At 59.5% G+C, this 24,103-nt stretch carries 25 protein-coding genes, 1 other RNA gene and 1 pseudogene; 11 read left to right on the top strand and 16 right to left on the bottom strand.

Going from position 1 to position 24,103, the window contains the following annotated elements:
* Together LKE65_RS05285 and LKE65_RS05280 are read right to left on the bottom strand one after the other, a co-directional pair.
* Nucleotides 1-915 (bottom strand): class I fructose-bisphosphate aldolase, encoded by a 915-nt coding sequence (locus tag LKE65_RS05285; protein WP_086638149.1) that lies wholly within the window; start codon nt 913-915, stop codon nt 1-3.
* Nucleotides 912-1,427 (bottom strand): hypothetical protein, encoded by a 516-nt coding sequence (locus LKE65_RS05280; protein WP_095349649.1) that lies wholly within the window; start codon nt 1,425-1,427, stop codon nt 912-914. Before LKE65_RS05280 ends, LKE65_RS05285 begins: the two co-directional genes overlap by 4 nt.
* Nucleotides 1,428-1,482: 55 nt before the next feature.
* Between LKE65_RS05280 and LKE65_RS05275 the strand changes: the two genes are divergently transcribed.
* From LKE65_RS05275 to LKE65_RS05255, 5 genes and pseudogenes are all read left to right on the top strand, one after another.
* Nucleotides 1,483-1,779: a hypothetical protein gene (locus LKE65_RS05275; RefSeq protein WP_095349650.1), complete on the top strand. Its 297-nt coding sequence runs from the start codon at nt 1,483-1,485 to the stop codon at nt 1,777-1,779.
* Between the two features lie 3 nt (nt 1,780-1,782).
* Nucleotides 1,783-1,971: pseudogene (locus LKE65_RS05270) on the top strand (cell division protein ZapA); the annotation flags it as partial.
* 159 nt (nt 1,972-2,130) lie between these two features.
* Nucleotides 2,131-2,286, top strand: a non-coding RNA gene (ssrS, locus tag LKE65_RS05265) — 6S RNA.
* Nucleotides 2,273-2,857, top strand: coding sequence for a 5-formyltetrahydrofolate cyclo-ligase (locus LKE65_RS05260; RefSeq protein WP_278740672.1), 585 nt, complete (start codon nt 2,273-2,275; stop codon nt 2,855-2,857). The genes ssrS and LKE65_RS05260 overlap by 14 nt, the downstream gene beginning before the upstream one ends.
* A 33-nt stretch (nt 2,858-2,890) precedes the next feature.
* Nucleotides 2,891-3,706 carry a TIGR00282 family metallophosphoesterase gene (locus tag LKE65_RS05255; protein WP_165925554.1) on the top strand — a complete coding sequence of 272 codons (816 nt, stop codon included), beginning with the start codon at nt 2,891-2,893 and terminating at the stop codon, nt 3,704-3,706.
* 72 nt (nt 3,707-3,778) lie between these two features.
* On the opposite strand, the gene LKE65_RS05250 is transcribed toward LKE65_RS05255, so the two are convergent.
* Genes LKE65_RS05250 through LKE65_RS05240 form a run of 3 tightly spaced genes read right to left on the bottom strand, consistent with a single transcriptional unit; the run spans nt 3,779 to nt 6,131 of the window.
* Nucleotides 3,779-4,180 (bottom strand): NUDIX hydrolase, encoded by a 402-nt coding sequence (locus tag LKE65_RS05250; RefSeq protein ID WP_233129112.1) that lies wholly within the window; start codon nt 4,178-4,180, stop codon nt 3,779-3,781.
* A 5-nt stretch (nt 4,181-4,185) separates the two neighbouring features.
* Complete coding sequence (locus LKE65_RS05245; RefSeq protein WP_278740671.1) at nt 4,186-5,061, bottom strand: TIGR01459 family HAD-type hydrolase; 876 nt, start codon at nt 5,059-5,061, stop codon at nt 4,186-4,188.
* Complete coding sequence (locus tag LKE65_RS05240; RefSeq protein ID WP_278740670.1) at nt 5,058-6,131, bottom strand: quinone-dependent dihydroorotate dehydrogenase; 1,074 nt, start codon at nt 6,129-6,131, stop codon at nt 5,058-5,060. The genes LKE65_RS05245 and LKE65_RS05240 overlap by 4 nt, the downstream gene beginning before the upstream one ends.
* A gap of 164 nt (nt 6,132-6,295) precedes the next feature.
* On the opposite strand from LKE65_RS05240, the gene LKE65_RS05235 reads away from it, so the two are divergent.
* The 3 genes from LKE65_RS05235 to LKE65_RS05225 all read left to right on the top strand — a co-directional run bounded on the left by LKE65_RS05235 (nt 6,296) and on the right by LKE65_RS05225 (nt 9,561).
* Nucleotides 6,296-6,895: a hypothetical protein gene (locus LKE65_RS05235; protein WP_086646344.1), complete on the top strand. Its 600-nt coding sequence runs from the start codon at nt 6,296-6,298 to the stop codon at nt 6,893-6,895.
* 105 nt (nt 6,896-7,000) lie between these two features.
* Entirely contained in the window at nt 7,001-8,080 is a 1,080-nt protein-coding gene (gene dinB, locus LKE65_RS05230; protein ID WP_278740669.1) for a DNA polymerase IV, read from the top strand.
* Between the two features lie 521 nt (nt 8,081-8,601).
* The gene (locus LKE65_RS05225; RefSeq protein WP_244896413.1) at nt 8,602-9,561 is read left to right on the top strand and encodes a transporter; all 960 of its coding nucleotides are present in this window, start codon (nt 8,602-8,604) and stop codon (nt 9,559-9,561) included.
* An 80-nt stretch (nt 9,562-9,641) separates the two neighbouring features.
* On the opposite strand, the gene LKE65_RS05220 is transcribed toward LKE65_RS05225, so the two are convergent.
* From LKE65_RS05220 to LKE65_RS05205, 4 genes are all read right to left on the bottom strand, one after another.
* Nucleotides 9,642-12,383, bottom strand: a complete 2,742-nt coding sequence (locus LKE65_RS05220; protein WP_095349656.1) for a M16 family metallopeptidase — start codon at nt 12,381-12,383, stop codon at nt 9,642-9,644.
* Between the two features lie 42 nt (nt 12,384-12,425).
* Nucleotides 12,426-13,085 carry a 2OG-Fe(II) oxygenase gene (locus LKE65_RS05215; protein WP_095349657.1) on the bottom strand — a complete coding sequence of 220 codons (660 nt, stop codon included), beginning with the start codon at nt 13,083-13,085 and terminating at the stop codon, nt 12,426-12,428.
* Nucleotides 13,086-13,163: 78 nt separating this feature from the next.
* Nucleotides 13,164-15,419 carry an excinuclease ABC subunit UvrB gene (gene uvrB, locus LKE65_RS05210; RefSeq protein WP_278740668.1) on the bottom strand — a complete coding sequence of 752 codons (2,256 nt, stop codon included), beginning with the start codon at nt 15,417-15,419 and terminating at the stop codon, nt 13,164-13,166.
* 156 nt (nt 15,420-15,575) lie between these two features.
* Nucleotides 15,576-16,559: an aldo/keto reductase gene (locus LKE65_RS05205; RefSeq protein WP_165925560.1), complete on the bottom strand. Its 984-nt coding sequence runs from the start codon at nt 16,557-16,559 to the stop codon at nt 15,576-15,578.
* Nucleotides 16,560-16,675: 116 nt separating this feature from the next.
* Between LKE65_RS05205 and LKE65_RS05200 the strand changes: the two genes are divergently transcribed.
* Nucleotides 16,676-17,158, top strand: coding sequence for an NUDIX hydrolase (locus tag LKE65_RS05200; RefSeq protein WP_408744083.1), 483 nt, complete (start codon nt 16,676-16,678; stop codon nt 17,156-17,158).
* Nucleotides 17,159-17,287: 129 nt separating this feature from the next.
* On the opposite strand, the gene LKE65_RS05195 is transcribed toward LKE65_RS05200, so the two are convergent.
* From LKE65_RS05195 to LKE65_RS05165, 7 genes are all read right to left on the bottom strand, one after another.
* The gene (locus LKE65_RS05195; protein WP_278740666.1) at nt 17,288-17,794 is read right to left on the bottom strand and encodes a disulfide bond formation protein B; all 507 of its coding nucleotides are present in this window, start codon (nt 17,792-17,794) and stop codon (nt 17,288-17,290) included.
* Nucleotides 17,791-19,134, bottom strand: coding sequence for an alpha,alpha-trehalose-phosphate synthase (UDP-forming) (locus LKE65_RS05190; protein ID WP_278740665.1), 1,344 nt, complete (start codon nt 19,132-19,134; stop codon nt 17,791-17,793). Before LKE65_RS05190 ends, LKE65_RS05195 begins: the two co-directional genes overlap by 4 nt.
* 2 nt (nt 19,135-19,136) lie before the next feature.
* Nucleotides 19,137-19,880, bottom strand: coding sequence for a trehalose-phosphatase (otsB, locus tag LKE65_RS05185; protein ID WP_278740664.1), 744 nt, complete (start codon nt 19,878-19,880; stop codon nt 19,137-19,139).
* A gap of 99 nt (nt 19,881-19,979) precedes the next feature.
* Nucleotides 19,980-20,627 (bottom strand): DUF2155 domain-containing protein, encoded by a 648-nt coding sequence (locus tag LKE65_RS05180; RefSeq protein ID WP_278740663.1) that lies wholly within the window; start codon nt 20,625-20,627, stop codon nt 19,980-19,982.
* Complete coding sequence (locus tag LKE65_RS05175; protein ID WP_086646408.1) at nt 20,624-20,839, bottom strand: hypothetical protein; 216 nt, start codon at nt 20,837-20,839, stop codon at nt 20,624-20,626. Before LKE65_RS05175 ends, LKE65_RS05180 begins: the two co-directional genes overlap by 4 nt.
* Before the next feature lie 50 nt (nt 20,840-20,889).
* Complete coding sequence (gene mlaD, locus LKE65_RS05170; protein ID WP_095349662.1) at nt 20,890-21,426, bottom strand: outer membrane lipid asymmetry maintenance protein MlaD; 537 nt, start codon at nt 21,424-21,426, stop codon at nt 20,890-20,892.
* A 56-nt stretch (nt 21,427-21,482) separates the two neighbouring features.
* Entirely contained in the window at nt 21,483-21,863 is a 381-nt protein-coding gene (locus LKE65_RS05165) for an NADH:ubiquinone oxidoreductase subunit NDUFA12 (RefSeq protein ID WP_086646353.1), read from the bottom strand.
* 178 nt (nt 21,864-22,041) lie between these two features.
* Between LKE65_RS05165 and LKE65_RS05160 the strand changes: the two genes are divergently transcribed.
* Together LKE65_RS05160 and LKE65_RS05155 are read left to right on the top strand one after the other, a co-directional pair.
* The gene (locus LKE65_RS05160) at nt 22,042-23,589 is read left to right on the top strand and encodes a TSCPD domain-containing protein (RefSeq protein WP_095349663.1); all 1,548 of its coding nucleotides are present in this window, start codon (nt 22,042-22,044) and stop codon (nt 23,587-23,589) included.
* Between the two features lie 35 nt (nt 23,590-23,624).
* Nucleotides 23,625-24,086, top strand: a complete 462-nt coding sequence (locus LKE65_RS05155) for a RidA family protein (RefSeq protein ID WP_253528130.1) — start codon at nt 23,625-23,627, stop codon at nt 24,084-24,086.
* Nucleotides 24,087-24,103: the final 17 nt, after the last annotated feature.

The following is a 24,103-nucleotide window of genomic DNA, read 5'->3' as shown; positions in this document are numbered from 1 at the left end:
TCAGCTCTTGAAGATGGTGATAATCTGGTCGAGCAGGGCCAGCGCTTCTGCCTTGGGGCGCTGGAACACGTTACGACCGATAATGGAGCCAAAGCCGCCACCATCATGAATACCCTGAATGGTGGCCAGCAGGTTGTCCGTGCCGGTGTGTTCACCACCAGAGAAGATGACAATCCGGCGACCGGCAAAGCTGGACTGCACAACATGGTTAATGCGCGCGGCAAGCGTTGCCACATCAACCTTGTTCTTTTCGTACACAGGCTTGCAGGCATCCAGTGCCACAACGTCGGTCGGGGGTTTGACCTTGATGATGTGGGCACCACACAGGGCGGCCATATGTGCGGCATAGGCACATACGTCCACGGCTGTTTCGGCCTTCTTGTCCAGCACGGGGCCACGCGGGTAGCTCCATGCGATTACGGCCAGACCCACGGACTTGGCTTCTGCCGCCAGTTCACGCAGTTCTTCCATCTGGTCGAAGCAGTATTCCGAGCCGGGGTAAATGGTAAAACCAATGCCCGCACAACCCAGACGCAGCGCATCCGCCACGGTGCCGGTAACGGCCTGATCTTTTTCGGTCGCAAGGCTGTTGGAACTGTTGCACTTGAGAATAAGCGGAATTTCACCCGCAAAGGTTGCAGCCCCACATTCGAGCATGCCCAGAGGCGCTGCATAGCCGCTCAGCCCGGCTTCGATCGCAAGCTGGAAGTGGTAGTGCGGGTCATAGGCGGCCGGATTGGCTGCGAAAGAGCGGGCAGGACCATGCTCAAACCCCTGATCCACCGGCAGAATGACCATTTTGCCGGTTCCACCCAGCTTGCCAGCATTGAGCAGGCGGGCCAGATTCGTCTTTGTACCGGGGTTATCGCTCTCATACTGATTGAGAATAGCCTTAACCTTCGGGGTAAGCGTCATGGGGAACAGTCCTTCTTTTGCCTTGTGTCCGGCACATTATTTTCCGGATGCTGGTGTTGGCAATAACCGTGGGCGAAATACCCGACAAGAGACGATATGGCACTTAACGGCATGATAAGGTTAAATGATGGCGGGCGTTGTGGCAGAAGTGTCGCTTTTTCCTGTGCATACAAGGCCCGGATTGTCTCATATTGTGGGTTTTGCGGGCGCAGAATGGCAGTTTGCTGGCCACAACGCAACGCCATGAGCGCACCTGCAGGACTACTGTCACAATCGAGCACGTGCACAAAAGGCTGCCGGGCCGATTCTGCGGCATCGTTCATCAGGGCATGCCACCAGCCTACCCCCATGTATGCCACCGCACCGGGGGGGGAGAGCAGGCCAATGCAACCACCATACTCCGCCAGCCCCGCCGCACGCAAAGCCATATGCACACCAGCACGGTCATGGACGCACACATAGCGGATACCCGCCGAAGAAGATGAGAAAAGTGGCCTGTTTTCCGTGAGCATGCTTGACGCAATCGCTTTTGCAGGTGATTCCTTACCCCAAGAGAAGGGAAAAGGAATGCAGGATCAAGACGTGGAGCCGCACTCACCCCAAGGCAACAGCTATGCCAGCATGCACACCCGCGCAAGACCTGCGGAAGAGTCCATTACCCGGCTGGACCGTGCGTTGCAGCGCATTTCCTTTGCTCTTGATAAGCAACAGCAGGCAAAACAGAACCGACCGGAAACCGACCGGCAGGAACTGCTGGCCAACATAGATGCGCTGATCATGCGCGTGCGGGACATTCTGGACCAGACGGGCCAGGCCACACCTGGCCAAGACCCGCTCCTGCCCCGGCATGAGGAAGGGAACTGACCCATGGCGCTTGTTTCGGTCAATATCAACGGCCACAGCTATACAGTCGGGTGCGAAAACGGGCAGGAACGCCACGTTCAGGCCATGGCGCATCAGGTTGAACGCCGTGTACAGCAGGTCCGCAATCTGGGATTTAGCGGTGAAACCCGCGTGCTGGTACTGGCTGCACTGCTGATGGCGGACGAAATTCAGGACCTGTCAGGCAGCCGCGTGCCAGAGAGCACGGCACTGGCAGCCCTGGACGCAGAACGCCTGCGGGCGGAACTGGCCCTGACCAACACCCGGCTGGCTGATCTGGCCGATACTGCGGAATCTCTTGCAGCGGAGATGGAGCGCGCCTACATAGAAGATGCGGGGCTGCCCGACGCGTGAGGCAAGTCATCCCCTGGGCCGATAAGCACTTCCTAGGGAGCTGGCTCTGTTGTGGCCCTGGTCACATTACCCGGCGCCCACCTGCACTAGCAGGTCCTGGAGGTTGAAAGACCCACGGTCCATGGTGGCTCCGCACATCCCCCCCCCCTGCAATGACCCGCCTGACATTGCGCAGCGCAAAAAAACCCTGCGGGTTGAATGCCTTGCCGCCATGCGTGCGCGCGATTACGCACGGGATTGGGGGATTATCCACCGGCTGGAGCCTTTACTGCGCGCAAGCACCGGCCCCATTGCCTGCGTGTGGCCGCTCCCGCACGAGGTGGACCTGCGCCCGCTCTGCCAGGCTCTGGCGCAAGCGGGTAAAACCGTTGTACTCCCCCAGACACCAGCGCGGGGTTCCCCACTGGTTTTTCGCCAGTGGCAGCCCGAATCCACCATGCTGGCGGGCCGCTTTGGCACACACCACCCCGATGGCCCGATTATGGAGCCTGCCCTTGTGCTGGTCCCCCTGCTGGGGTTTGACCGCAGCGGCAACCGGCTGGGTTACGGCGGCGGTTATTACGACCGCACACTGGCCGCCCTGCCCCATGCCGCCAGCATAGGCTATGCTCCCTCCACACAGGAGGTGGCACACCTCCCCCGTGGCCCCCATGACCAGCCCCTGAACTGTATTGTAACCGAAAAGGAGGTTATTCGTTTTGGCTAACCCACACCCCTGCACAGTGCGAAAGACCCACGCGTGAGAATTCTGTTTTTGGGCGATATTGTCGGCCGCACCGGGCGTGATGGCGTTCTTTCCCGCCTGAGTGGCCTGCGCACACAACTGGGGCTGGACCTTGTGGTGGTCAATGCGGAAAACGCAAGCCACGGCTTTGGCCTGTCCCCTGCCATTGCCACAACCCTGCTGCAAAGCGGCGTGGATGTGATTACTCTTGGCAACCACGCATGGGACCGCCGCGACCTGATCGGCCATATTGATGGCGAGCCCCGCATTATCCGCCCGCTCAACTACCCGCCGGCAACGCCGGGGCAAGGGAGTGTGGTGGTGGCGCTGGCCGATGGCCGCAAGGCGCTGGTGGTCAATGTAATGGGGCGGCTGTTCATGGACCCGCTGGACGACCCCTTCCGCTGCACCAACGACTTGCTGGGCAAGCACCGCATGGGTGCCACGGTACATGCCATTGTGGTGGATATTCATGCCGAAGCCACAAGCGAAAAATGGGCCTTTGGCCATATGCTCGATGGCAGGGTGTCCCTTGTTGTGGGCACCCATACCCACACCCCCACAGCAGACCACCGTATTCTGGCCGCTGGCACTGCCTTCCAGACCGATGCCGGCATGTGCGGGGACTATAACAGCGTGATCGGCATGACCAAGGAACCCGCCGTTGCCCGCTTTGTGCGCAAAATGCCCGGCGAGCGGCTCCAACCCTCCGAGGGTGAGGCCACGATCTGCGGCATTATGGTGGAAACGGACGATGCAACCGGTCTGGCCCGCCGCCTTGCCCCCTTGCGGCAGGGGGGACTACTGGCCCAGACCCTGCCGGATTTCTGAACCGCCCCAAACATCCGCCACAGGCAAACCCACCAGCCCACCACACCATACGGCGGGCTGGTGGCAAGGCGCCTATTCCGCCTGCGCGTTAAATGCCTGCACGGCAACCTGTGTGGCTGTGGTTAACGGATGTGGCAGGGCATTCAGGGCAAACCACCCCAGACCATCATGTTTATGGGGCTCGCATAACTGGGGTTCGCCCTGCACTGGGCCTGTTCTGTAAACCGGGGCCACCCAATGCGTGCCTGCGGCACGGTCAATCTGGTCCACCACGCACAAAAGGGGACCGGGTTGCAGTTCCAGCCCCACTTCTTCGCGCACTTCACGCATGGCGGCCTGCGCTGCGGTTTCGAACAGGTCCACCTTGCCACCGGGTAAACCCCAGCACCCGGCCTCTGGCGCCTTGACCCGCCGGATCAGCAGCAGGCAGCCATCACGCAGAATAAACGCGCCACACCCAACCGCTGGCTGCACGGGTGTTACCACACCAACCTGTGCACCGCAGCCGTTGGCCGCAGACCAGCCGCCTGAGCCTCGGCCGTGGCCAGAGCCATGTCATTGCCCACCATTTCCTGATGAATGCCGCCCAGAATCCACAGGCTGTCCACCCCCACGGCGGCAGCCCCCCTGATGTCTGTCCCCAACGCATCCCCAATAGCCAGAATACGTGTGCGGGGCACGTCCAGCATATCAAACACGGGCTGGTACACACCGGGGTATGGCTTGCCAATCCAGCGGACATCCCCGCCCTGTTCGGCATAAAACGCAGCCAGAGCGCCAGCACAGATCTGCCGGTTACCCCCCTTGACCACCACCTTGTCGGGGTTGGCGCAGATCATGGGCAGCTTGCGGGCAAGGCAGGCACGCAGTTCGGGCAGATAGGGGTCCAGCGTTGCAACGCCCCGCTCCAGATCCGGCCCTGTGTTCATCACAAAATCGGCCTGTTCCACGTCTGTTACGCGCTGGATGTTCAGCCCTTCGTACAGCCCCAGATCATGCACACCGCCAATATGGAGCACCTTGTGGCCCAGGCGGGCAAACCATGGGTCTGCCTTCTCCTTCATCTGGCGGTGGGTTTCCTGCCCACTGGTCATGACCCCGTTGTAAAGGGCACGGTCTACGCCAAACCCTTCCAGCTGGGTGGCGATTACCGCAGCAGGCCGGGGCGCGTTGGAGAGCATGATAACCCGTTTGCCCGCATTATGGAGTGCACGCAGGCATTCCAGAGCGCCGGGATAAGGGTTTACGCCATCATGCACGGTGCCCCACAGGTCTATGATGTAGCCATCATACCGATCAGCCAGCGCTTCCAGCCCGGCAATCTGGGGGAGTGACCAGTCTGTGGTGGTGCTCACAGGTCCACCCCACGCACATCATCCAGTGTTTCTATGCCTTGTGCACGCATGATCTGAAGCATCTCCCGCTTGAGACGGGCAATAAGGGCTGGCCCCTCATAGGCAAAGGCCGTGTAAACCTGCACCAGATCGGCCCCAAGGCGGATACGGTCCAGAATATCCTGCCCGCTCTCGATCCCCCCGCAGGAAACAAGAGCCAGACGGCCAGCGGCAATATTGGCAACAAGCCGCAGCATCTGGGTTGAGCGCGCAGCCAGCGGTCGGCCGGAAAGCCCACCGGATTCGCCCTTGTGCGGGCTGCGCAGGCTATCGGGGCGGGCCAGTGTGGTGTTGTTGATGATCAACCCCTGCACACCGCCCTGAATTGCGGCTTCCACAATAGGGGCAATGGCATCGTCTTCCAGATCCGGGGCCAGCTTGACCAGCAGGGGCGGGCGTTCGGGGTGGCGCGCTGCAATGGCGTCCAGAATCCCCTTGAGCCTTGCCGCATCCTGCAACCCGCGCAAACCCGGCGTATTGGGGGAAGAGACATTGAGCACAATGTAGTTCACATACGGTTTGACCCGCGCCACAAGAGCCGGGTAGTCCCGCTCGGGGTCCGCACCGGTTTTGTTGATGCCAATATTGGCCCCCACCGGCACACCGGCTCCCCCTGCCCTGCCAGATGGCAGCGGCCGGGTCAGGCGGGCAAGGCGCACGGCAAAGCGGTCTATCCCCTGATTATTGAACCCCATGCGGTTGATAACCGCCCGGTCCTCCTCCAGCCGGAACAGCCGCGGCTTGGGGTTGCCCGGCTGCGGGCGGGGGGTCACGGTCCCGGCCTCAACAAACCCGAAACCCAGACGGGCGAGCGGGCGCAGCACGCGGGCGTTCTTGTCAAACCCGGCGGCTATGCCAATGGGGTTGGAAAAACGCATACCCAGCGCGCGCGTGGCAAGGGCCGGGTCATCCTCGGGGCGCTTGAAGGGGACGGAAATGCCCAGCGTAAGGGCATCTATGGCAAGCTCATGCGCTTTTTCGGGGTCAAGTTTGCGCACAAGCGGCAGGGAGAGGGATGCTAGCACTGACATGCCCTTTGTACTGCCCCAAGCCGCCCCCTAAGGAAAGAGAAAAAACCAGCCCCGCGACCACACGATTATTGCTCAAAGTTTTACTTGCAACTAAGAGTGATTCTCATTTAATGATCCTCCATGATCGATAGCTAGGGAGGGAGGCGTTGCCTCCGGATCACGCCATGCAGCATACACCTGTGTACCTTACCGACCTTGCCGCAAGTGAACGGCTGACCCTGTGGACCATCCGCCGCCTTGCTGGCGCCCCTCCCCCCTGCGGAGCAGCACCCGGTGCATCGGGCAGCCTGTTCCTGCCCTGCTTCCGGCAGGAGTTTATGGCTGTCTCCCAAGCTTTTCAGGATGCGCTAACCGACATGGCCGCGCATGAAATGCCCGCACTGGATATTTGCGCAGGCAGCACACTGGCCGTAACCGAAACCGAGTATAATCTGCTCCTCGCCACCGAAGCCGCACAGAATGAGCGGGAAACGGACATGCAGGCCCTGTTGAGCCCCCTGCTCCCCTTTGCGCGCCTGCGCCAGCGCATGGTAGCGGCCCTGACCACTCTGGGCGCATGCCTTGCGGGCGCGGGCTACTGGCTCTCCCACCATGCGGCGCGCCCTTTGCAGCAGCCCGTAGCCATGCCGCGCATGAGCCGTGCCGCCTACCCTGCAACCGCAGCCCTTTCGGTCGCACGGTGGCATGATCTGGATATGAGCATCGCCCATTCGTGGCGTTATGCGCCACCACGCCGCAATTTTGCGCAACACAACCCGGGTTAAGCCTGCCGGGCACACCACAGCTTGAGCACTGCGCAGGAATAAGCCCGCAAGGCATGTTCTCTTTCTGTTCCATTTTGGTGCGGTTCATGCCATAGTGGCCGGGCCATGCCTACGCCCATACGCCGCATTATCCACATCGACATGGATGCATTTTATGCGTCGGTCGAACAACGCGACAACCCGGCCCTTAAAGGGCGACCGGTTGCCGTAGGCCATTGCCAGGAACGTGGCGTTGTGGCCGCCGCCAGCTACGAAGCCCGCAAATTTGGCGTGCGCTCTGCCATGCCCTCCCTTATTGCGCGGCGCAAATGCCCCGAACTGGTTTTTGTTCCCCCAAGGTTTGATGCCTACAGGGCTGTATCGGCCCAGATTCACGCCATTTTTTCACGCTATACATCTCTTGTTCAGCCGCTCTCGCTGGATGAGGCTTATCTGGACATCACCCAGCCCTTACTCCGCCGTGCCTCCGCCACCGCCATTGCGGAGGAAATCCGGGCCAGCATTTTTGAACAGACCGGGCTAACCGCCTCTGCCGGGGTTTCCTACAACAAGTTTCTGGCCAAGCTGGCATCGGACTACCGCAAACCCAACGGCCTGTTTGTTATTCCACCGGGCATGGGGGAGGCTTTTGTAGCACCGCTGCCGGTTGGCACCTTCCACGGCGTAGGCCCGGCCACGGCCCGACGCATGAACGGTCTGGGCATTCATACCGGGGCAGACCTGCGCGCCTGTGCACTGGATATTCTCAAACACCATTTTGGCAAGGCTGCCACGTTTTACCACGGCATTGCCCGCGGCGTGGACAACCGACCAGTTGAGCCCAACAGACCAAGAAAATCCCTTGGAAAAGAAACAACTTTTTTACAGGACCTGCATGCCGCCCCCGAGCTGGAACAGGCCATGGACAAACTTGTAACACTGGTCTGGGCTGGCTGCCTAAAGCGTGAGATCAGCGGGCGCACGGTCACACTCAAACTCCGCCATTCGGATTTTACACAACTGACGCGCAGCCAGTCCTTCCCCCATCCCATCCAGAACGAAACCGCCTTGCGAGACGCCGGGAGCCGGCTACTGGCCCCCCTGCTCCCCCTTGCCAAGCCCGTCCGGCTTTTGGGCATATCGCTTGCCGGGCTGAGTGTAGCGGGGCAGCCTGCGGCAGACCGCCAGCTTTCCCTGCTGCCATAAGGCAACACGTGCAGCATAATCCGCTGCCAGATTGACCACATCCAGTACAACACAGAAAATGTTTTGATTTCAAAATGTGTTGAAAGTCAACATTCCTTCATCACAAGGAAAACCCGCCAAAAATTGCGGATACGCAAAGACTACAGGGCAAACAACAAAACCCGATACCCAGCAGATACACTAATTTTGATCCCGTAAGCATCTTTACACCCGCGATAATTCAGGGCAACCGATACAGTTCCATTACAAAACAGTGTCTCTGTAAGGTTGGCTGAATGACTGCGCCCCCCTCCCCGTTTTCCAACGTCGTACCCACTGGCGCAGTCAAACCCGCACACAAGCGCCCATGTGGGCACAAAACAGGGCCAGCACCCGCAGACTTGCCGGGCAGGAACGGCACAGCAGACGCCCCCATGAGCACATTGCTGATACAGCAGGCCAAGCGGTTTTTTGCCCGCACCTGCCTGTATGGTTCCATGCACTGGCGTTTACCTGCCACACTTGGCGTGCCAGCCCTTGCCATGGCCGCCACGCCCACTTGGGCAGCCGATGCAAACAGCACCACCACCACACAGACCCAGAGTGAGCAGGAGGCAAAACCGCAGTGGTACACTGGCTCCCTTGTCTCCCCCTCCGGGGCCATGACCAAAAAAGGCATGATCGCGTGGGAACCGTACATGACCTACAGCCAGCCGGTTGGGCAGTTTAACAGCAATGGTGTGAGCCAGCCCATGCACCCACGGCAAAAAGCCGTTAGTAATTTTACGCTGTATAAATACGCAATTACGGATGCGATCAGTATCCAGCTAACCCCCGTTATCGAGTATCGCTGGAAAAAAGGTGACAACACCAGCAGCGGTTTAAAGTTTGGTGACCTGCCGGTGGACCTGATGTGGCGTTATGTGGATGCAGACCCCAAACGCTACATACCCGCCCTGAGCGTTTTTGCAGGTATGGCCATGCCTACGGGGGATTATAACCGGCTGGGCCGCGTGCAGGATGGTGTGGGTGCTGGCACCTACACTTTTCGTCTGGCGTTAACAGAACAATCCACCTACACCCTGCCCGGCCAGCATGAGCTACGGTTGCGGGTATGGAGCACCTTCCGGCGTGCGGTCACAACCGCACATCTGCATGACGTAACCAGCTATGGCACATCAGCAGGTTTTAAAGGCCGGGCACAGCCGGGCATGTATGGCGAGAGTGGTTTTTCGCTCGAATTCGGCATTAACCAGAAGTGGGTTCTGGCCCTTGATCTGGCGCGGGACTGGTCCAACGGCTCTCATTTACGGGGCACAACCGCCACAGGCAAAAAGGTTGATACCATAGCCCAGTCCTCCGGTGACTGGCAGATTGCTCCTGCCATTGAGTATAACTGGTCCCCCCGCTTTGGGGTTATCGCAGGTGTGTCCACTTACTTTGCCGGCCACAACACAGGTTTGGACGTATCACCCCAGGTTGCGTTTAACAGTGTCTTCTAACACTTAATGCAATACAAAACAGAACGGCGGAAAGAGAACTTTCCGCCGCCTGCATAAAACACCTGTATATTCTATGTCTTTTACAAAGACGGAGCAGGCCCCTTAACAATGGATGCCAGATCATCCGGGCGGATCCACTGGCGGAATGCGGCCTGCACATCTGCGCCGGTTGCATTGTAATAGGCCAGTGCCCCGCGGTCTGCATTATCCAACGGCAGCCCCAGATCGGTCAGATGCAGGTACTGCGCTGCAATCCGGTCCAGACTGGCGCGGGCCAGAGGAATACTCCGCAGAAGTGACGCCTTGGCCAGAGCCAGTTCATCATCCGAAGGAGGGGCCGACTGCATGGCCTTGATGTCCCGCACCGCAGCGGCCTGTGCCTTGCCGACCTTATCGGGGTCTGCGCCGTAATTGACCGTGTACAGGCCACGGGTGCGCCCCCACTCGAACGCGCTCCCCACTGTGTAAACATACCCGGTTTTAACACGCAGGTCGCGGTACAGGCGGGAGGAGAACAGACCGCCCCCCAGCACCTCATTCCCCAACTGGAGCATAAAGTGGTCGGGCTGGGCCGCAGTCAGGCCCAGTGTTTCGGCCAGAACCACTTCGTCCTGCACACTGCTCTTATCTGGCACCTGTGCGTGGGATGCCTTGCTTAGGGGCACGGCTGGCAGGTCAATATCGGGTGCGGGGCCATCGGCTTTCCAGCCCCCGAACGCCTGTTCCAGCACAGCCTGTGCTTTTTCCGGGGTTACGTCCCCGGTCACAACAATGGTTGTTCTGTCTGGCCGCCAGACTTTTTTGTAATAGGTCTGCACGTCATCACGCGTCACACTCATGATGGATTGCGGTGTGGCTTCGCGCAAAGTGGGGTCTTTGGGCGGCAGCACAGCCATTTTTATGGCCCGGTTAAACAGATGGTCAGGCGAGAGCAGTTCCCCTGCCTGTGCCTGTGCCGTCTGCTGACGCACAACCTGAAAATCCTTGTCTGCAAAAGCCGGGTGCAGCTCATTATCAGCCAGCAGGGCAACACCTTTTGCAAAATCGGGTGTCAGAACCTGAAGGGAGAAGCTGCTCCCCGCACTTTCCCATGCAGGAATATCGTCCAGCGCTTTCTGGAAAGCCAGCCGGTCATACTGCGTAGTTCCGTAGGAGAACAGGGCTTCGGTAACGTCATTCACTCCATCCTGTCCTGCGGGCTGCTGGAGGGAGGGGGTCTGCCGGACCTGCCCGCTGAGCTGAATGGTATGGCTGACATGGGCCGGCCAGACGATCAACTTGATCCCGTTGGACAGGGTGCTCACATAAGGCTGGGGTGTGGGTTCAGGCTTGTCCAGCTTGAGCAGGGCTTTTTCTGCCCAATCCGGCAGTTTGACCGGCTTATCGGGGGAAGACGCAAAGGACTCAGCCCCGCCAAACCCTTTGCCCGACACAGGATTACCCGAACTTTCCGGCGTGAGTACGGCAGAAACCGCATGGGCCGGGTTAAGCAGGGTGGCAGCCAGTTTGTTCACCGCTTCTGGTGTTACCGCCTGATACGCGGCAACCAGATCCCCCGGTGCGTCCAGCCCCTGAAAAGCCAGCGCCGTGGACCAGGTGGAGGCCAGACCGCTGACCGAATTGGCAGCAAACTGCATTTGGGCAATCTCGCGCCGTTTGGCGGCTTCCACCAGATCAGCCGGAACGCCATTCTTGCGAATAGCCTCCAGCACACCCCGCATATCCGCCATGGCTTTTGCCGCATCCCCCCCTTTGGGGAACGCTGCCAGAGCAAGCCCAAACCCTGCTTCCTTTTTGGGGGCGTATTCAAACCCGGCAAACAGCGCCTTGCCCTGTGGCACAAGGTCGTACAGTGCCCCACGCTGGCTGGCCAGCACATCGGACAGAATATCCGCCGTGGCGTAATCCGCAGCGGAAGAACCCGGCATGGGGAAGGCAAGTGTTGCAAACCCTATGGGGTAATCCGTTGCCAGCGTAAGCGTTTTGGCCGGTGGTGGCACGGGGGAAACCTTGTGCCGTGCTGGCAATGTTTTACGTGGAACACCGCCAAACGCATCTTCTACCTGTTGCAGGGCGGTAACCGGGTTTACATCCCCCACAATAACCAGAATGGCATTGTTGGGCGCGTACCATTTTTCGTAAAATGCGCGCAGGTCAGCGGCTTTTGTTTTATCAAACGACGGGCGCGTGCCCAGCGCATCATGCTCGTACGGTGTGCCCGCGAACAAAATGGCCTGCAACTGTTCAAGGTAACGGTAGGCGGGGCTGGACAGGTCGCGCGAGACTTCCTGCTCAATAGCACCCCGCTCCTTGTTCCAGTCTGCTTCGGACAGGGTCAGCCCGTTCATGCGCAGGGCTTCAATCCTGAGCAGCACCGGCAGGTCACGTGCCTGAGCAGTGTAAAAATACTGGGTAACGTCCTCGGTCGTGTCTGCATTATAGCTGCCACCAAGGCGTGTACCCACGGCCGCGAGCTGGTCCTTGTCCAGCCCCTTGCTGCCACGGAACATCATATGTTCCAGCGCATGCGCCGTACCGGGAAAACCCTTTGGCACCTCTGCCGACCCGACCAGATAGTTGATTTCCGTTGTGACCACCGGTGCCAACTTGTTGGGCACAATCACAACCCGCAAGCCATTGGGCAGGGTTGCCCGCACGACCTGCGCACTGCTGAGCGAAGGCGGCACCAGTTCCGATGGCATGGAAGGCGCTGCCGCCTGCGCAAATGCACCAACGGGCGAGAGCGCGCTGCCACACAGGGCCAGCCCGGCAACCAGTGCGGCACCCCGCGCGCGGGAGATGGTCATTTTACGGAAAATCATGAAAAATCCTGTGTCCTGTGGAAAACGGCAAAGGAAAAATGCCTAGTACCCCATGGCAGGCAAAGGCAGTTTTTTGGCGAGAGCAGACAGCTTGTGCCGCCGCAGCTCGGAGCGGGCTTTGGCATCCTCGGTCATGTAATTGAGCTGAATGGTATAGCGCGACCCCACAAACTGCTTGTGCCCGTGCCATGTTGTCGGCCCGTTAGGGAAGATGAGCAGTGTGCCATCCACAGGCTGCACTTCCTTTGCGTAGTCCTCAATATCATGCGGGCCACGCAGCAGGCGCAGGCAACCTTCCTGCTTTTCCCAATGCGGGCCTGTAGGGTTCAGGTAAAGCAGAATGGTTACGCGCTTGGCCAGAGAGTCCGTGTGGATGCGACCATCCTTTTCCCGCGTGCGGCCACGAATGGTCAGCATGGAAGGTGCTGTATCCAGGTCAAGGTTCAGCTTTTGGGCAATGATCCGGCGCAGCTCCGGGCCTTCCATCTCGCGCACCAGTGCCTGCACCAGCGGGGCAAGCTTAAGTGATTGTGGAGGGAAAGACCCACCCGAATGAATGGCAGGCAGACTGGCGAACAGTCTGGGCAAGTCATCCTGACGAATAAAGTGCGGCACCATAATATGTGTAAATGGCTCTGCGCAGACAGGAGCCTGCGTTAATGCCGCATAATCGGGCCGGATGGTGGATTCTGACGTGGTCATACCCTGTTGTCCGCAAAAGTGAACCTGTTAACCGCCGAAACGGTAGAAGGGTTGCGCGGCATAAACAAGAGCCAGCCGTTACGAGCGCCGTTTACTGCGGCCCTTTCCGGGTTTTGGCTCATACCCCCCGCCACCCGGCCCCAAGGGACGCGGGACCTGCCCTTTGCCAGCGCCCTTGCGCCCGGCCCCGGCCTTTGGGGCCGGAGGAGGCGGCACGTCCAGCCCGAGTTGCAAGGCTTCCAGCCTTTTAATTTCATCACGCAGGCGGCCTGCTGTTTCAAACTCCAGCTCGGCTGCGGCATCGCGCATCCGCTTTTCCAGCCCGGCAATGGTGGCACTCAGATCCTGCCCCACAAACTCGGCCACCCCGGTATCTTCATCCGGGGCGACGGTCACGTAATCCTGTTCGAACACGGAGCCTACAATATCCCCAATATGCTTGCGCACACTCTGGGGTGTAATGCCGTACTCTGCGTTCCACGCCATCTGCTTTTCCCTACGGCGCGCGGTTTCTTCCACCGCGTAGGTCAGGGAGTCGGTCATTTTATCGGCATACAGCAGCACGCGCCCATCCACGTTACGCGCAGCACGGCCTATGGTCTGGATGAGCGATGTGCGCGAGCGCAAAAAGCCTTCTTTATCCGCATCCAGAATGGCCACAAGCGCACATTCGGGAATATCCAGCCCTTCGCGCAGAAGGTTAATGCCGATCAGCACATCAAACGCGCCCATACGCAGGTCACGGATAATTTCGATCCGCTCCAGCGTATCCACATCGGAATGAAGGTAACGCACCCGAATACCGGCTTCGTTCATGTAATCGGTCAGGTCTTCGGCCATGCGCTTGGTCAGGGTGGTTACCAGCACGCGGCTGCCCTTGGCTATGGTCTCGCGGCATTCGGCCAGCAGGTCGTCCACCTGATGTTCCACAGGGCGGATAACCGTTACAGGGTCGATCAGGCCCGTGGGGCGAATAACCTGCTCTGCAAACACACCGCCTGTGCGCTCCATTTCCCACGGGCCGGGTGTGGCGCTGACAAAGATGGTCTGGGGGCGGAACTTGTCCCACTCCGCAAAATTAAGCGGCCGGTTATCCAGGCAGGACGGAAGCCGAAACCCGAAGTCTGACAAAATGGATTTACGGGCAAAGTCTCCACGCTCCATGCCGCCAATCTGGGGCACGGTCACGTGGCTTTCATCCACAATCAGCAAGGCATCTTCTGGCAGGTATTCAAACAGGGTTGGCGGGGGATCGCCCGGTTTGCGCCCGGAGAGGTAGCGTGAGTAATTCTCAATTCCCTTGCACACACCTGTTGTTTCCAGCATTTCCAGATCAAACGTGGTGCGCTGGTCCAGTCTTTCGGCCTCCAGCAGTTTGCCTGCATGGGTAAACTCATCCAGTCGGGTGCGCAGTTCGTGCTTTATGCCTTTTATGGCCTGATTAAGCGTGGGCCGTGGCGTAACGTAATGGCTGTTGGCGTAAATGGTAATTTCCTGCAAATCAGCCGTTTTATCACCTGTCAGCGGGTCAAACTCTATAATGCCGTCCACCTCATCGCCAAAAAGGGAGACGCGCCAGGCCCTGTCTTCGTTCTGGACAGGGAAAATATCCACACTTTCCCCCCGCACACGGAACGCACCGCGCGCAAAGGCTGCATCGTTCCGGCGGTATTGCAGTTCCACCAGACTTTTGATCAGCTTGTCGCGGTCAATCTCGCCCCCCAGCTCCAGCTTGACCACCATGCGGGAGTAAGTCTCGACCGAGCCAATACCGTAAATGCACGAGACAGAAGCAACAATAATCACATCATTACGCTCAAGCAGCGCCTGCGTGGCGGCATGCCGCATACGGTCAATCTGCTCGTTAATCTGGCTGTCTTTTTCAATATATGTATCAGAACGCGGCACATAGGCTTCGGGCTGATAGTAGTCGTAATAGCTGACAAAATACTCCACGGCATTATTGGGGAAGAACTGCTTCATCTCCCCATAAAGCTGCGCGGCCAGTGTTTTGTTGGGTGCCAGAATAAGGGTGGGCTTCTGGGTGGCCTCGATCACCTTGGCCATGCTGAAGGTTTTGCCCGAACCGGTAACCCCGAGCAGGACCTGATCGCGCTCCTGCCCTTCCACGCCCGCGACCAGTTCCTTGATCGCCTGTGGCTGGTCCCCTGCCGGTTCATATTCGGAGACAACCTCCATCCGGCGCAAACGCGGGCGGGCGGGTTGCTGCTCCGGCACAAACGTAACAGGCGGCAGGCTTGCTGCCCGCTCGCTCAGAGAAGCCCGTTTTTTGCCACGCGCGGGCGGCGCGGCGGAAGAAGATGAAGCACCCATGCCCACAAGATGGGCAACTCTGCTCCCCTATGCAAGAGAGCAGCGGTAACGAGCCCGCACAATTCCACAATCCCCCATGCAGGAAAGGGAGAGATGCCCCCTCCCCTGCATGGCAGCACCTGTACCCCCACCATAGGCAAGGACACAGGTCCGGTTTTATGAGCGGGCGGGAGGTGCCATAAATTCCGGCCCCACAGGGTCGGTAATAGCTTTGTCCAGAATGGCATCAATGGCGGCCATATCGTCCTTGCTGAGTGTCCAGCCAAAGGCATCCTGCACGCCGGTAATCTGCTCGGGCTTTCTGGCCCCCCACAGGGCAATGGTTGGGCCCCGGTCCAGCACCCAGCGAATAGCCAGAGCCAGCAGGCTTTTGCCGTGCTGCTCGGCAATGGTTTTAAGCCCTTCCACTGCGTTCAGATACTGTGCGAAGCGAGGCGGCTGGAACTTGGGGTCCACCTTACGCAGGTCATCCCCCGTAAACACGTGATCTGCTGCCATTTTACCCGACAACAGCCCCCGGCAGAGTGGGCCATAGGCCAGAACAACCAGATTATTGCTTACAGCATAAGGAAGAATGTCTTTTTCAATCTCCCGTTCAAACAGATTATAAGGTGGCTGAATAGCCGCAATTGGTGCGAACTTCCTGAACTCATCCATTTGTTCGGGGGAAAAATTGCTTAGCCCGAGTGCGCGAACCTTGCCGCTCTGCACACTTTTTTCCAGTGCCCGCGCGGTTTCCTCAAACGGGGTTTTGGGGTCCGGCCAGTGCACCTGATAAAGGTCGATATGGTCTGTGCGCAACCGTTTGAGCGATGCGTCCAGTTCCTCTTCAATCCGTGCTTTTCTGCTATCGCGGAATACGTGGCCATCCTGCCAGTCCAAGCCTACCTTGGTTGCCAGCACCACCCGGTCACGCCGCCCTTCCAGCGCCTTGCCCAGAATTTCCTCCGAATGACCAAACCCATAGACCGGTGCGGTATCAATCAGGTTTATGCCAACATCGAGTGCTTTATCTATTGTTTTTGCGGCATTGGCATCATCAGGGCCGCCCCACATAAAGCCACCCATGGCCCATGTACCCAGGGCAATACGCGAGGCCGGTTTGGGAATACCTTCAATTTTTATAAATTCCGCCGTCACGTTTACTCTCCTTGACTATGTTCTGCACCAACAGGCCTGTTACAGCACCATTGCCACACCTTACCCATTAAACACCGCATCTGGATAGAGATGCAGTGTTTTGCAGCAAAGATGGGTTGACCTGCATGCACACCCCCCTACACTACAGGGCCATGAACGCTCCCCCCCTACCCGTATTACCCCGCGTTGGCGTGCTGGCCATTGTGCGCCGTGGCTGTAATTTTCTGCTTGTCCGGCGGGCCAATGCGCCCGATGCGGGCTTATGGGGCTTTCCCGGTGGCAAGGTGGAAGGGGGAGAAACCTTTTTCCGCGCTGCGGAACGGGAGCTTATGGAAGAAACTTCCTTACAGGCCCATGCAACATCTTTGGTAGATGTGTTTGATAGCTTGCATTATGCGCCCGATGGCACACTGGCTTTTCATTACCTTATTCTTGCCGTGCTCTGCACCGAACCACAACCAGCTCTGACCACCCCCATTGCGGGGGATGATGCACGGGAAGTAAGGTGGTTCAGTTACGAGGAAATCGCCCAGCTTGGCGCAAAAGCCAGCGCACGCCTGCACACACTTGCAAAAACTATCATGCAGGCACAGCCATGATCGTGAAAAACCAACATTCAGAGTAACGCGCGCTGCATACACCAGAACCAGACATCTGCTTTTGAACGCAGGGCTTTTCAACACCGCATGGAATATGCGGCAAATATTCGGAAAAAACCTGAAAAACCCTTAAATCCAGTTGCTTTTTTTAATCCGACCCATACCCACACACAACCCGGCAAGCACAACCAGTACAAACACTGCCCCCATAACAGCCATGGAAACAGGCAAGCCGGGGATCAGATATGTAGGGGCATCACACGGTTTGGATGGCACCAGCGGCATGGAGGCCCAGCGCTCGGCCAGTGTACGCCCCACAACATGGGCCGCATGGCAGGCAGGGAATGGGCTTGGCCACCACTTCCACTCAACGCCCGCATGGCAGATTGCAAGCCCTTCCGCCGCTAGCAGAACAGGCACACATGCCCACAAGGCACCGCGCCCCATGCGGGCAGGCAATACAGGGGCTACAACCCCCAGCACAATCAACACCCGCCAGGGCCAGCGTTCCCACAGACACAGCTCACACGGCATAATTCCAAGCCTGTGCTGCGTCCACCAGGCAACGCCAAGTGCGGCAAAACCGGCCAGAATCATAAAAAGCGCAACCGTGCTCAGCCGCATGGTTTTTTTCATGCTGTTCTTACCTCAGACATCGCAGCAATAAACGACCGCGCCCAGCTTGCCGCCGTAACACGCCATACTTCCGCCCGCAGGCGCTCCCAGCGCACCCGGCGCTCGGAGCCGGATAGACTTAACGCCTTATGCAGGGCTGCTGCAATTTCATCCGAATCATGCGGGTTGACCAGCAGGGCATCTTCCATATCCGCCGCAGCCCCGGCAAAACGGGACAAAATAAGCGTGCCGGGGTTCTCGGGGACCTGGGCAGCCACATACTCCTTGGCCACAAGGTTCATCCCGTCGCGCAGGGGGGTGACAAGTGCCGCACTGGAAAGCTGAAAGAAAGCCGCCAGCAGCTCCCGCGGGAGCGGGTGAGTCAGGTAGCGCACGGGGGTCCAGTCAAACGCGCCGTATGTGCCGTTAATATGCCCCACAATCTGGTCCAGTTCGGCCCGCAGGCTCTGGTATTCCGGCACGCTTCCGCGTGAAACCGGCGTGATCTGGAGATACGTGACCTTGCCCCTGTATTCAGGGTAGCGCTTAAGGAATGTATCGTACCCGCGCAGTCGTTCCGGCAGGCCTTTGGAATAATCCATGCGGTCCACACCAATAATCAGCGGTAGACCGCGCAGGTCCTGACGCAGGCGCTGCACCTGTGGCAGGCTCTGCCCCTCACGCGCACAGGCTGCAAAACTGTCCGGATCAATGCCAATGGGGAACACCCGCGCCTTGGCAGGAATACCCAGAACCGCAAAGGCTTCATTCATATTCCGCGCGTCATCTTCGGTCTGCACGCCAATCACATCATAAGCACGCAGGTCGCGCATCAGGGCCGGGGCCTCTGGCAGAGAGCGCATGAGGCTCCATGGCGGAAAAGGGATGTGCAGAAAAAAGCCGATCCGCGCTTTGACTTTTAAATCACGCAGGGCCTTGCCAAGCGGGAACAGGTGGTAATCATGCACCCAGACCATGTCATCGGGTTTAAGCATGGGGGCCAGTCTGGTCGCGAACTGGGTGTTCACACTGGCGTAAATCTGCTGGTCATGCCGGCTATAGTTCATAAGCCCGGCCCGGTAATGGCACAGCGGCCAAAGAATACCGTTGGAATACCCCTGATAAAACCCGTTATATTCCTTATGGGTCAGCCCTATGGTGGCGTAGGTTACGTTGCCTACCGTGTCCACGCTGAGTGTTCTGTCCGCGCCGTCTCCGCCTATCTGCTGGCCGGACCACCCAAACCACAGACAGGGGTGGTCCTGAACAGCAGCCCTAAGTGCCACAGCCAGACCACCTGCTGGCTGTTTGCGGTCACGTACTGCTGGTACCCTGTTGGAAACAATGACCAGCCTCTGCATGCTTACCCCCTTCCAGCAACAAGGGACGCCAGCCAGGCCCTGAACACCGTAGGTGTTGGAAAATCTGCTGGAATACGGAAGAAGGCACCGCCCATACGGTGGACTGCGGCCATGCCGTCCTCATCCGTTACGTCGTCCCCCACAAAAACAGGTTTACGCCCCGCAAAGGGTGCGGTTTCCATCAGCAGGGAAACCGCATAGCCTTTATCCACCCCGGTCGGGCGGATTTCCCATGCCATTTTTGCTGGCTGGAGCGTAAAGGCCCCATCGGATTCCCTGACCCAACGCTCGGCAGTCTGGCGCAATACTTCTGCTTTTTCGGGCGCTGCGCGGTAATGCAGCACAAAACCACCCTGCTTATGCTCCAGCCGAGTGCCCGGCAGGGTCGCCAGCAGGTCAGATGCCTGCACAAGCCAGCGCTGCGGCATGCTCGGCAGCACCGCGCGCTCAATGGGACCACCGGGGCGATGGCGGATGGCCACGCCATGTTCCCCTGCAACCGCAAATGGAACATCACCCAAAAATTGGTCAATCTGGTCAATCGGGCGGCCAGAAATAATCGCCAGTGCGTCCCCACAGGCCGCACGCAGGCGGCTCAGGGTTTCCTGCAAATCGGGGGGAACCACCACGGCTTCGGGCGTTGGGGCTATGTCCACCAGAGTACCATCAAAATCCAGCAGAAAAGCTGTCTGGCTCAAAGGAGGAATTTTAAAACGGCTATCCTGCGCAAAGGAGGAACCAAACACAACGCACCTCTTGATTGTCTGTTTGCAGCGCTGGGCAAAACCCGCATGCCGTGTATTGCGCTACGCAATGAATATGATTTTTAACCCGCAGCCTTACCCTTAATAGGCCCCATCGCTATCCGGCTGGAACGGGTTGGCATTATCCGGCGCGGCAGGGCGCGGGGCAGCAGGTGGCGCCACAAGGCCCGGCGGAGTTGGCTGGGCCGGCAGGGTTTGCGAGCCCTGGCCCATGCCTGCACCCTCATCAACCGGGGCGGCTTCTGGCAGGGGTGGGGGGGCTACGGGCTTGGGCAAGGCGGGCAGGAAGGGAGCCATGTCATCCCCGGCACACTTGACCATCCGCACATCATAAACCGAACTTTCCAGCACCCCGAGCCCGGGCTCGGCGGCCAGCATCCAGCCCTTAAAGGTAGCCCCTCCGGGGTGTGTATCCTGTATTTCCAGCCAGGCGGCGGCATCGGGTGCCCGGGTTGGCGGGCGCTGGAGGCAGCGGCGGGCCAGAATATCCAGATTTTTGTAATGTATGGCCTCGCCCCCAACCGGCACGGACAAGACCTCCACATGGGCGTCCAACCGGTCCAGCACGCGCACAACTGCCGTACCCTTACCCTGCCATGTGCCAGCCGGGTAAACGGCCGGGGGAGCAAGTGGCGTACCCGTGGCACAGGCTACACCACCATATCCAGCCAGCCCAAGCAGACCCCCGGCCAGCATACGGGCACACCGCCCACGGAGTAGCAACATCATGCGCCTGCCACCTTGGGAGAGGAAAGAGAGGTAACAAGCTCTGCCAGACGCTCACGCATAACCTGTTCACTTACCCCCATGAGCACCGCATCCTCAAACGCGTCGGCCAGCACCTGCTGCACTTCCTGCCAGTTCTCTTCCAGCATGCGCAGTTTTTCCTGGCACGTAACGGGTTGCCCGTCTTCTTGCGGCCATATGCGCAACGCCGTCATTGTGTCCGCCTTAATCATGTTCGTCTTACTAAACCGTTTTTATGTCTGTTTCAGGGCAGATTTGCGCCATTGCCCTCATTCTGCCCGGCTGCGGCATCCTTGTTGGCGCGGGTCAGCGTGTCGGTCACAGAGAAAATAAACTTGCTCAGGAGTTGTTCCAGACTGATCGAACCCTGTGTCTGGCTGATGGTGCCACCTGCGGGCAGGGTTTTGTCATCGCCACCGGGGGAGAGGGCAATGTATTTGCCACCAAGCAGGCTGTCGCTGGTAATAATAGCCGCTGTATCAGCCGAGAGATGAATGTCCGGGCGCACGGTAAAAACCACATGCGCCTTGAAGGTCTGCGGGTTTACGCTTTCGCTCTGCACGGTGCCAACCGTTACCCCGGCCAGCCGCACGTCCGAGCCAACACTCAACCCGTCTACGTGCGAGAAGTCGGCCCCAAGCTGGTAGCCAACCGTATCTGTCTTGCGGCCTTCGCCGACCACTGCTGCGGCCAGCATGCCTGCCAGAGCCACCAGCACGGCTGCGCCAGTCAGAAGCTCCGCCAGACTGCGCCGTGATTTTTCCGCCATTGCCGATGCCATGAACTACGTACACTCCCTGATAAGACAAACCACTCTAACAGGGAATGTGCCGCAAATCACGCCTTGGGAACACTCTCAGGTGTCCATGCCTCATAATCACCGGTTGCAGGCGGGTGCTGGCCCGTTGCGTACAGGCTGCCCTGTGGGTGATAGGCCTGTGCGGTGCCGGTCATGTTGGCCTGATGGGGCAGTTGCCATGGCTTGCGCTCTGCCTCGGCAATCGGGGCATCAAGCGTGTGGTGCAACCAGCCCCACCATTCCGGCGGCACGGCGGAGGCATCCTCCCCTTTCAGGTAGATAACCCAGCGCTCGGGGCGCTCCGTGCCCCCACCCTTGCGGGCCGGGCCGGTGGATTCGTAATAACAGCGGCCATCGGCATCCTTGCCAAACAGCCGACCCTTCCGGCGCGTATGCAGCCATGTTCCGAAATTTGCCATGGAAGCGATGATAGGACTCCGCGCACCCTGCGGTCCATGTTTTATCGCAAACTCCCCGATCAACCGCGCGCGAGCGGGAGGATGCAAAAGTTATCCCCCATATCCTCATTTTGCAGGGTGATAACGGAGTGCCGGACGTGTTTTGTCGGGTTACGCGGTGTGTGCGCGCAGCGGTAACATGCCACTCATGACAACAGCCAGACGCCATTGGAACGGTGTGCTGATGAGCACACTGGACGCCGCAGCAGACCCGGACGCACCGCTCCGCTCCGTAACGCTGCCCGCAGAGTGGGATGTGGATGCCGCGTCCGCACTTGCCCAGCTTATGCCGGGCGACGGCCCGCTTGACCTGCCTACTCTTGCGTCACGCTGGATTACGGCCCTTGCGCTGGACGAGGCCTCTGCCCGCTCACTGGTGTGGCTGCTGCTAACGCGCCAGGCCGCACCAGTGGAAGCCGTGTGGCACTGCGCGTTCGACCGCCCTGCTGGCTTTGTGGTCAACCTGGCAGCCTTTGTCTCCCCCGGAGAAGGGTTTGCCGCGCGCACCTTTGTAGCCGCGCTCAAGCTGATCTGCGCGGTACTGCGCCAGACGGCACTCAACATGGCCGACCAACGCAATGGCGACCTGCTACTGCCCGACCTGTTTGTGCCCACCCCCTCCGCTGGCACAGATGCCCCCCCCATGCAGGCCGCCACTGCGGGGGACATCCTGCTGACCAACATGGATGCCTGCCTTGCCGGTGTTGGTCTGGATTATGATAGCGAAGATGGCCGTGCCGCCGCCTGTGCCATTACCGCACTGGCCACACTGACTGCCCATGCCGGCCGTGGCCCGGAGTCCCTGCCCCTGCCGCCCGTACGCACCGTACTACCCGGGCTGGGCGAGACCCTGCGCGCGGTCTGGAACGAAGCCGCGGTAGAAACCGATGCCCCTCTGGCCCCGATCGAAACAGGGTTTTCCACCCCCAACCCCGTAGATGGCCTGCTTGGGGTGGAAGCGTGCGGTCTGGCCCCTGTTTTTTCCATGCTCCGGCCCGATGGACGGCTGGCCAACAGCACCCGGCAACGGCTGGACATACGTGGCTTTACGGTAGAAACCGCACTAGCCGCAGCCCTTGCGGGCGAGACTGTGCTGCCCCAGCCCGGCCCCAAGGCGCATCTGGCCATGTACCGCGCACTGACCGGCTTTGCGGACCGCATGCCCGCACGCCCAGAAACCCTACCCACCCCTGTAAAGCTCCGGCTCGAGCGGGGCATGCGGCGGATTCTGCCCGCACGGCATGGCGGTTTTACACAAAAAACCACCATTGGCGGGCACCGCCTGTTCATGCGCACAGGGGAGTATGAAGACGGCACACTGGGTGAGCTGTCCCTGACCCCCACGCGGGAAAGTGGTATGGTGCGCGGGCTGATGGAAAGCTTTGGGGATGCCGTAAGCATTGGCCTGCAATACGGCGCGCCGCTGGAAGCCTATGTGGAAAACTTTGCCTATTCCTGCTTTGGCCCGGCTGGCACGGTAGAGGGTGACCCGGTTGCCTCCTACGCCACTTCCATGCTGGACTATGCCTTCAGAGCCCTGTCCGACACCTATCTGGACAGACGCCTGCCCGACGGCCCCCACCAGGACAGCACGTCCGAACCGGACCCGCTGCTCCCGCTGGACCTGCCGGATGGAGATGATACGCAACCCACACGCCCACGGCGCAACCTGCGCCTGGTCTGCTAGGTCCCGGTTTTTTACAAGGAACGGAACACAACGCCATGAGCACTCCCCAATCCCGTCTGGCCGAACTGGGTATTGACCTGCCCACACCCGCAGCCCCCGTGGCCAATTATGTTGCCTGTGTGCAAACAGGCTCGCTCCTTGTGGTTTCAGGCCAGTTGCCGTTGCACAATGGCAAGCTGTTCGCCACCGGCAAGCTGGGGGACGCCGTGAGTGTGGAAACAGCGGTGGAAGCCGCGCGTTACAGCATGATCAACGTGATCGCACAGGTTCAAGCGGCAGTGGGTGACCTCTCCCGCGTCAAGCGTGTGGTGCGTCTGGGCGGCTTTATTGCCTGCACGCCAGATTTTACAGCCCATGCTTCCGTCATGAACGGGGCGTCTGATCTGGCTGTGGCCGTCTTTGGGGATGCCGGACGCCATGCCCGCTCCACCGTTGGCGTACCCTCCCTGCCGCTGGATGCCCCGGTGGAAGTGGAAGGTCTGTTCGAGATCGCCTAACCAAGCGGAAAAAACTC

Origin of the sequence: Acetobacter fabarum, from assembly GCF_022483405.1 — a bacterium.
Lineage (GTDB): Bacteria > Pseudomonadota > Alphaproteobacteria > Acetobacterales > Acetobacteraceae > Acetobacter > Acetobacter fabarum.
This window is presented reverse-complemented; position numbering and strand designations above follow the sequence as displayed.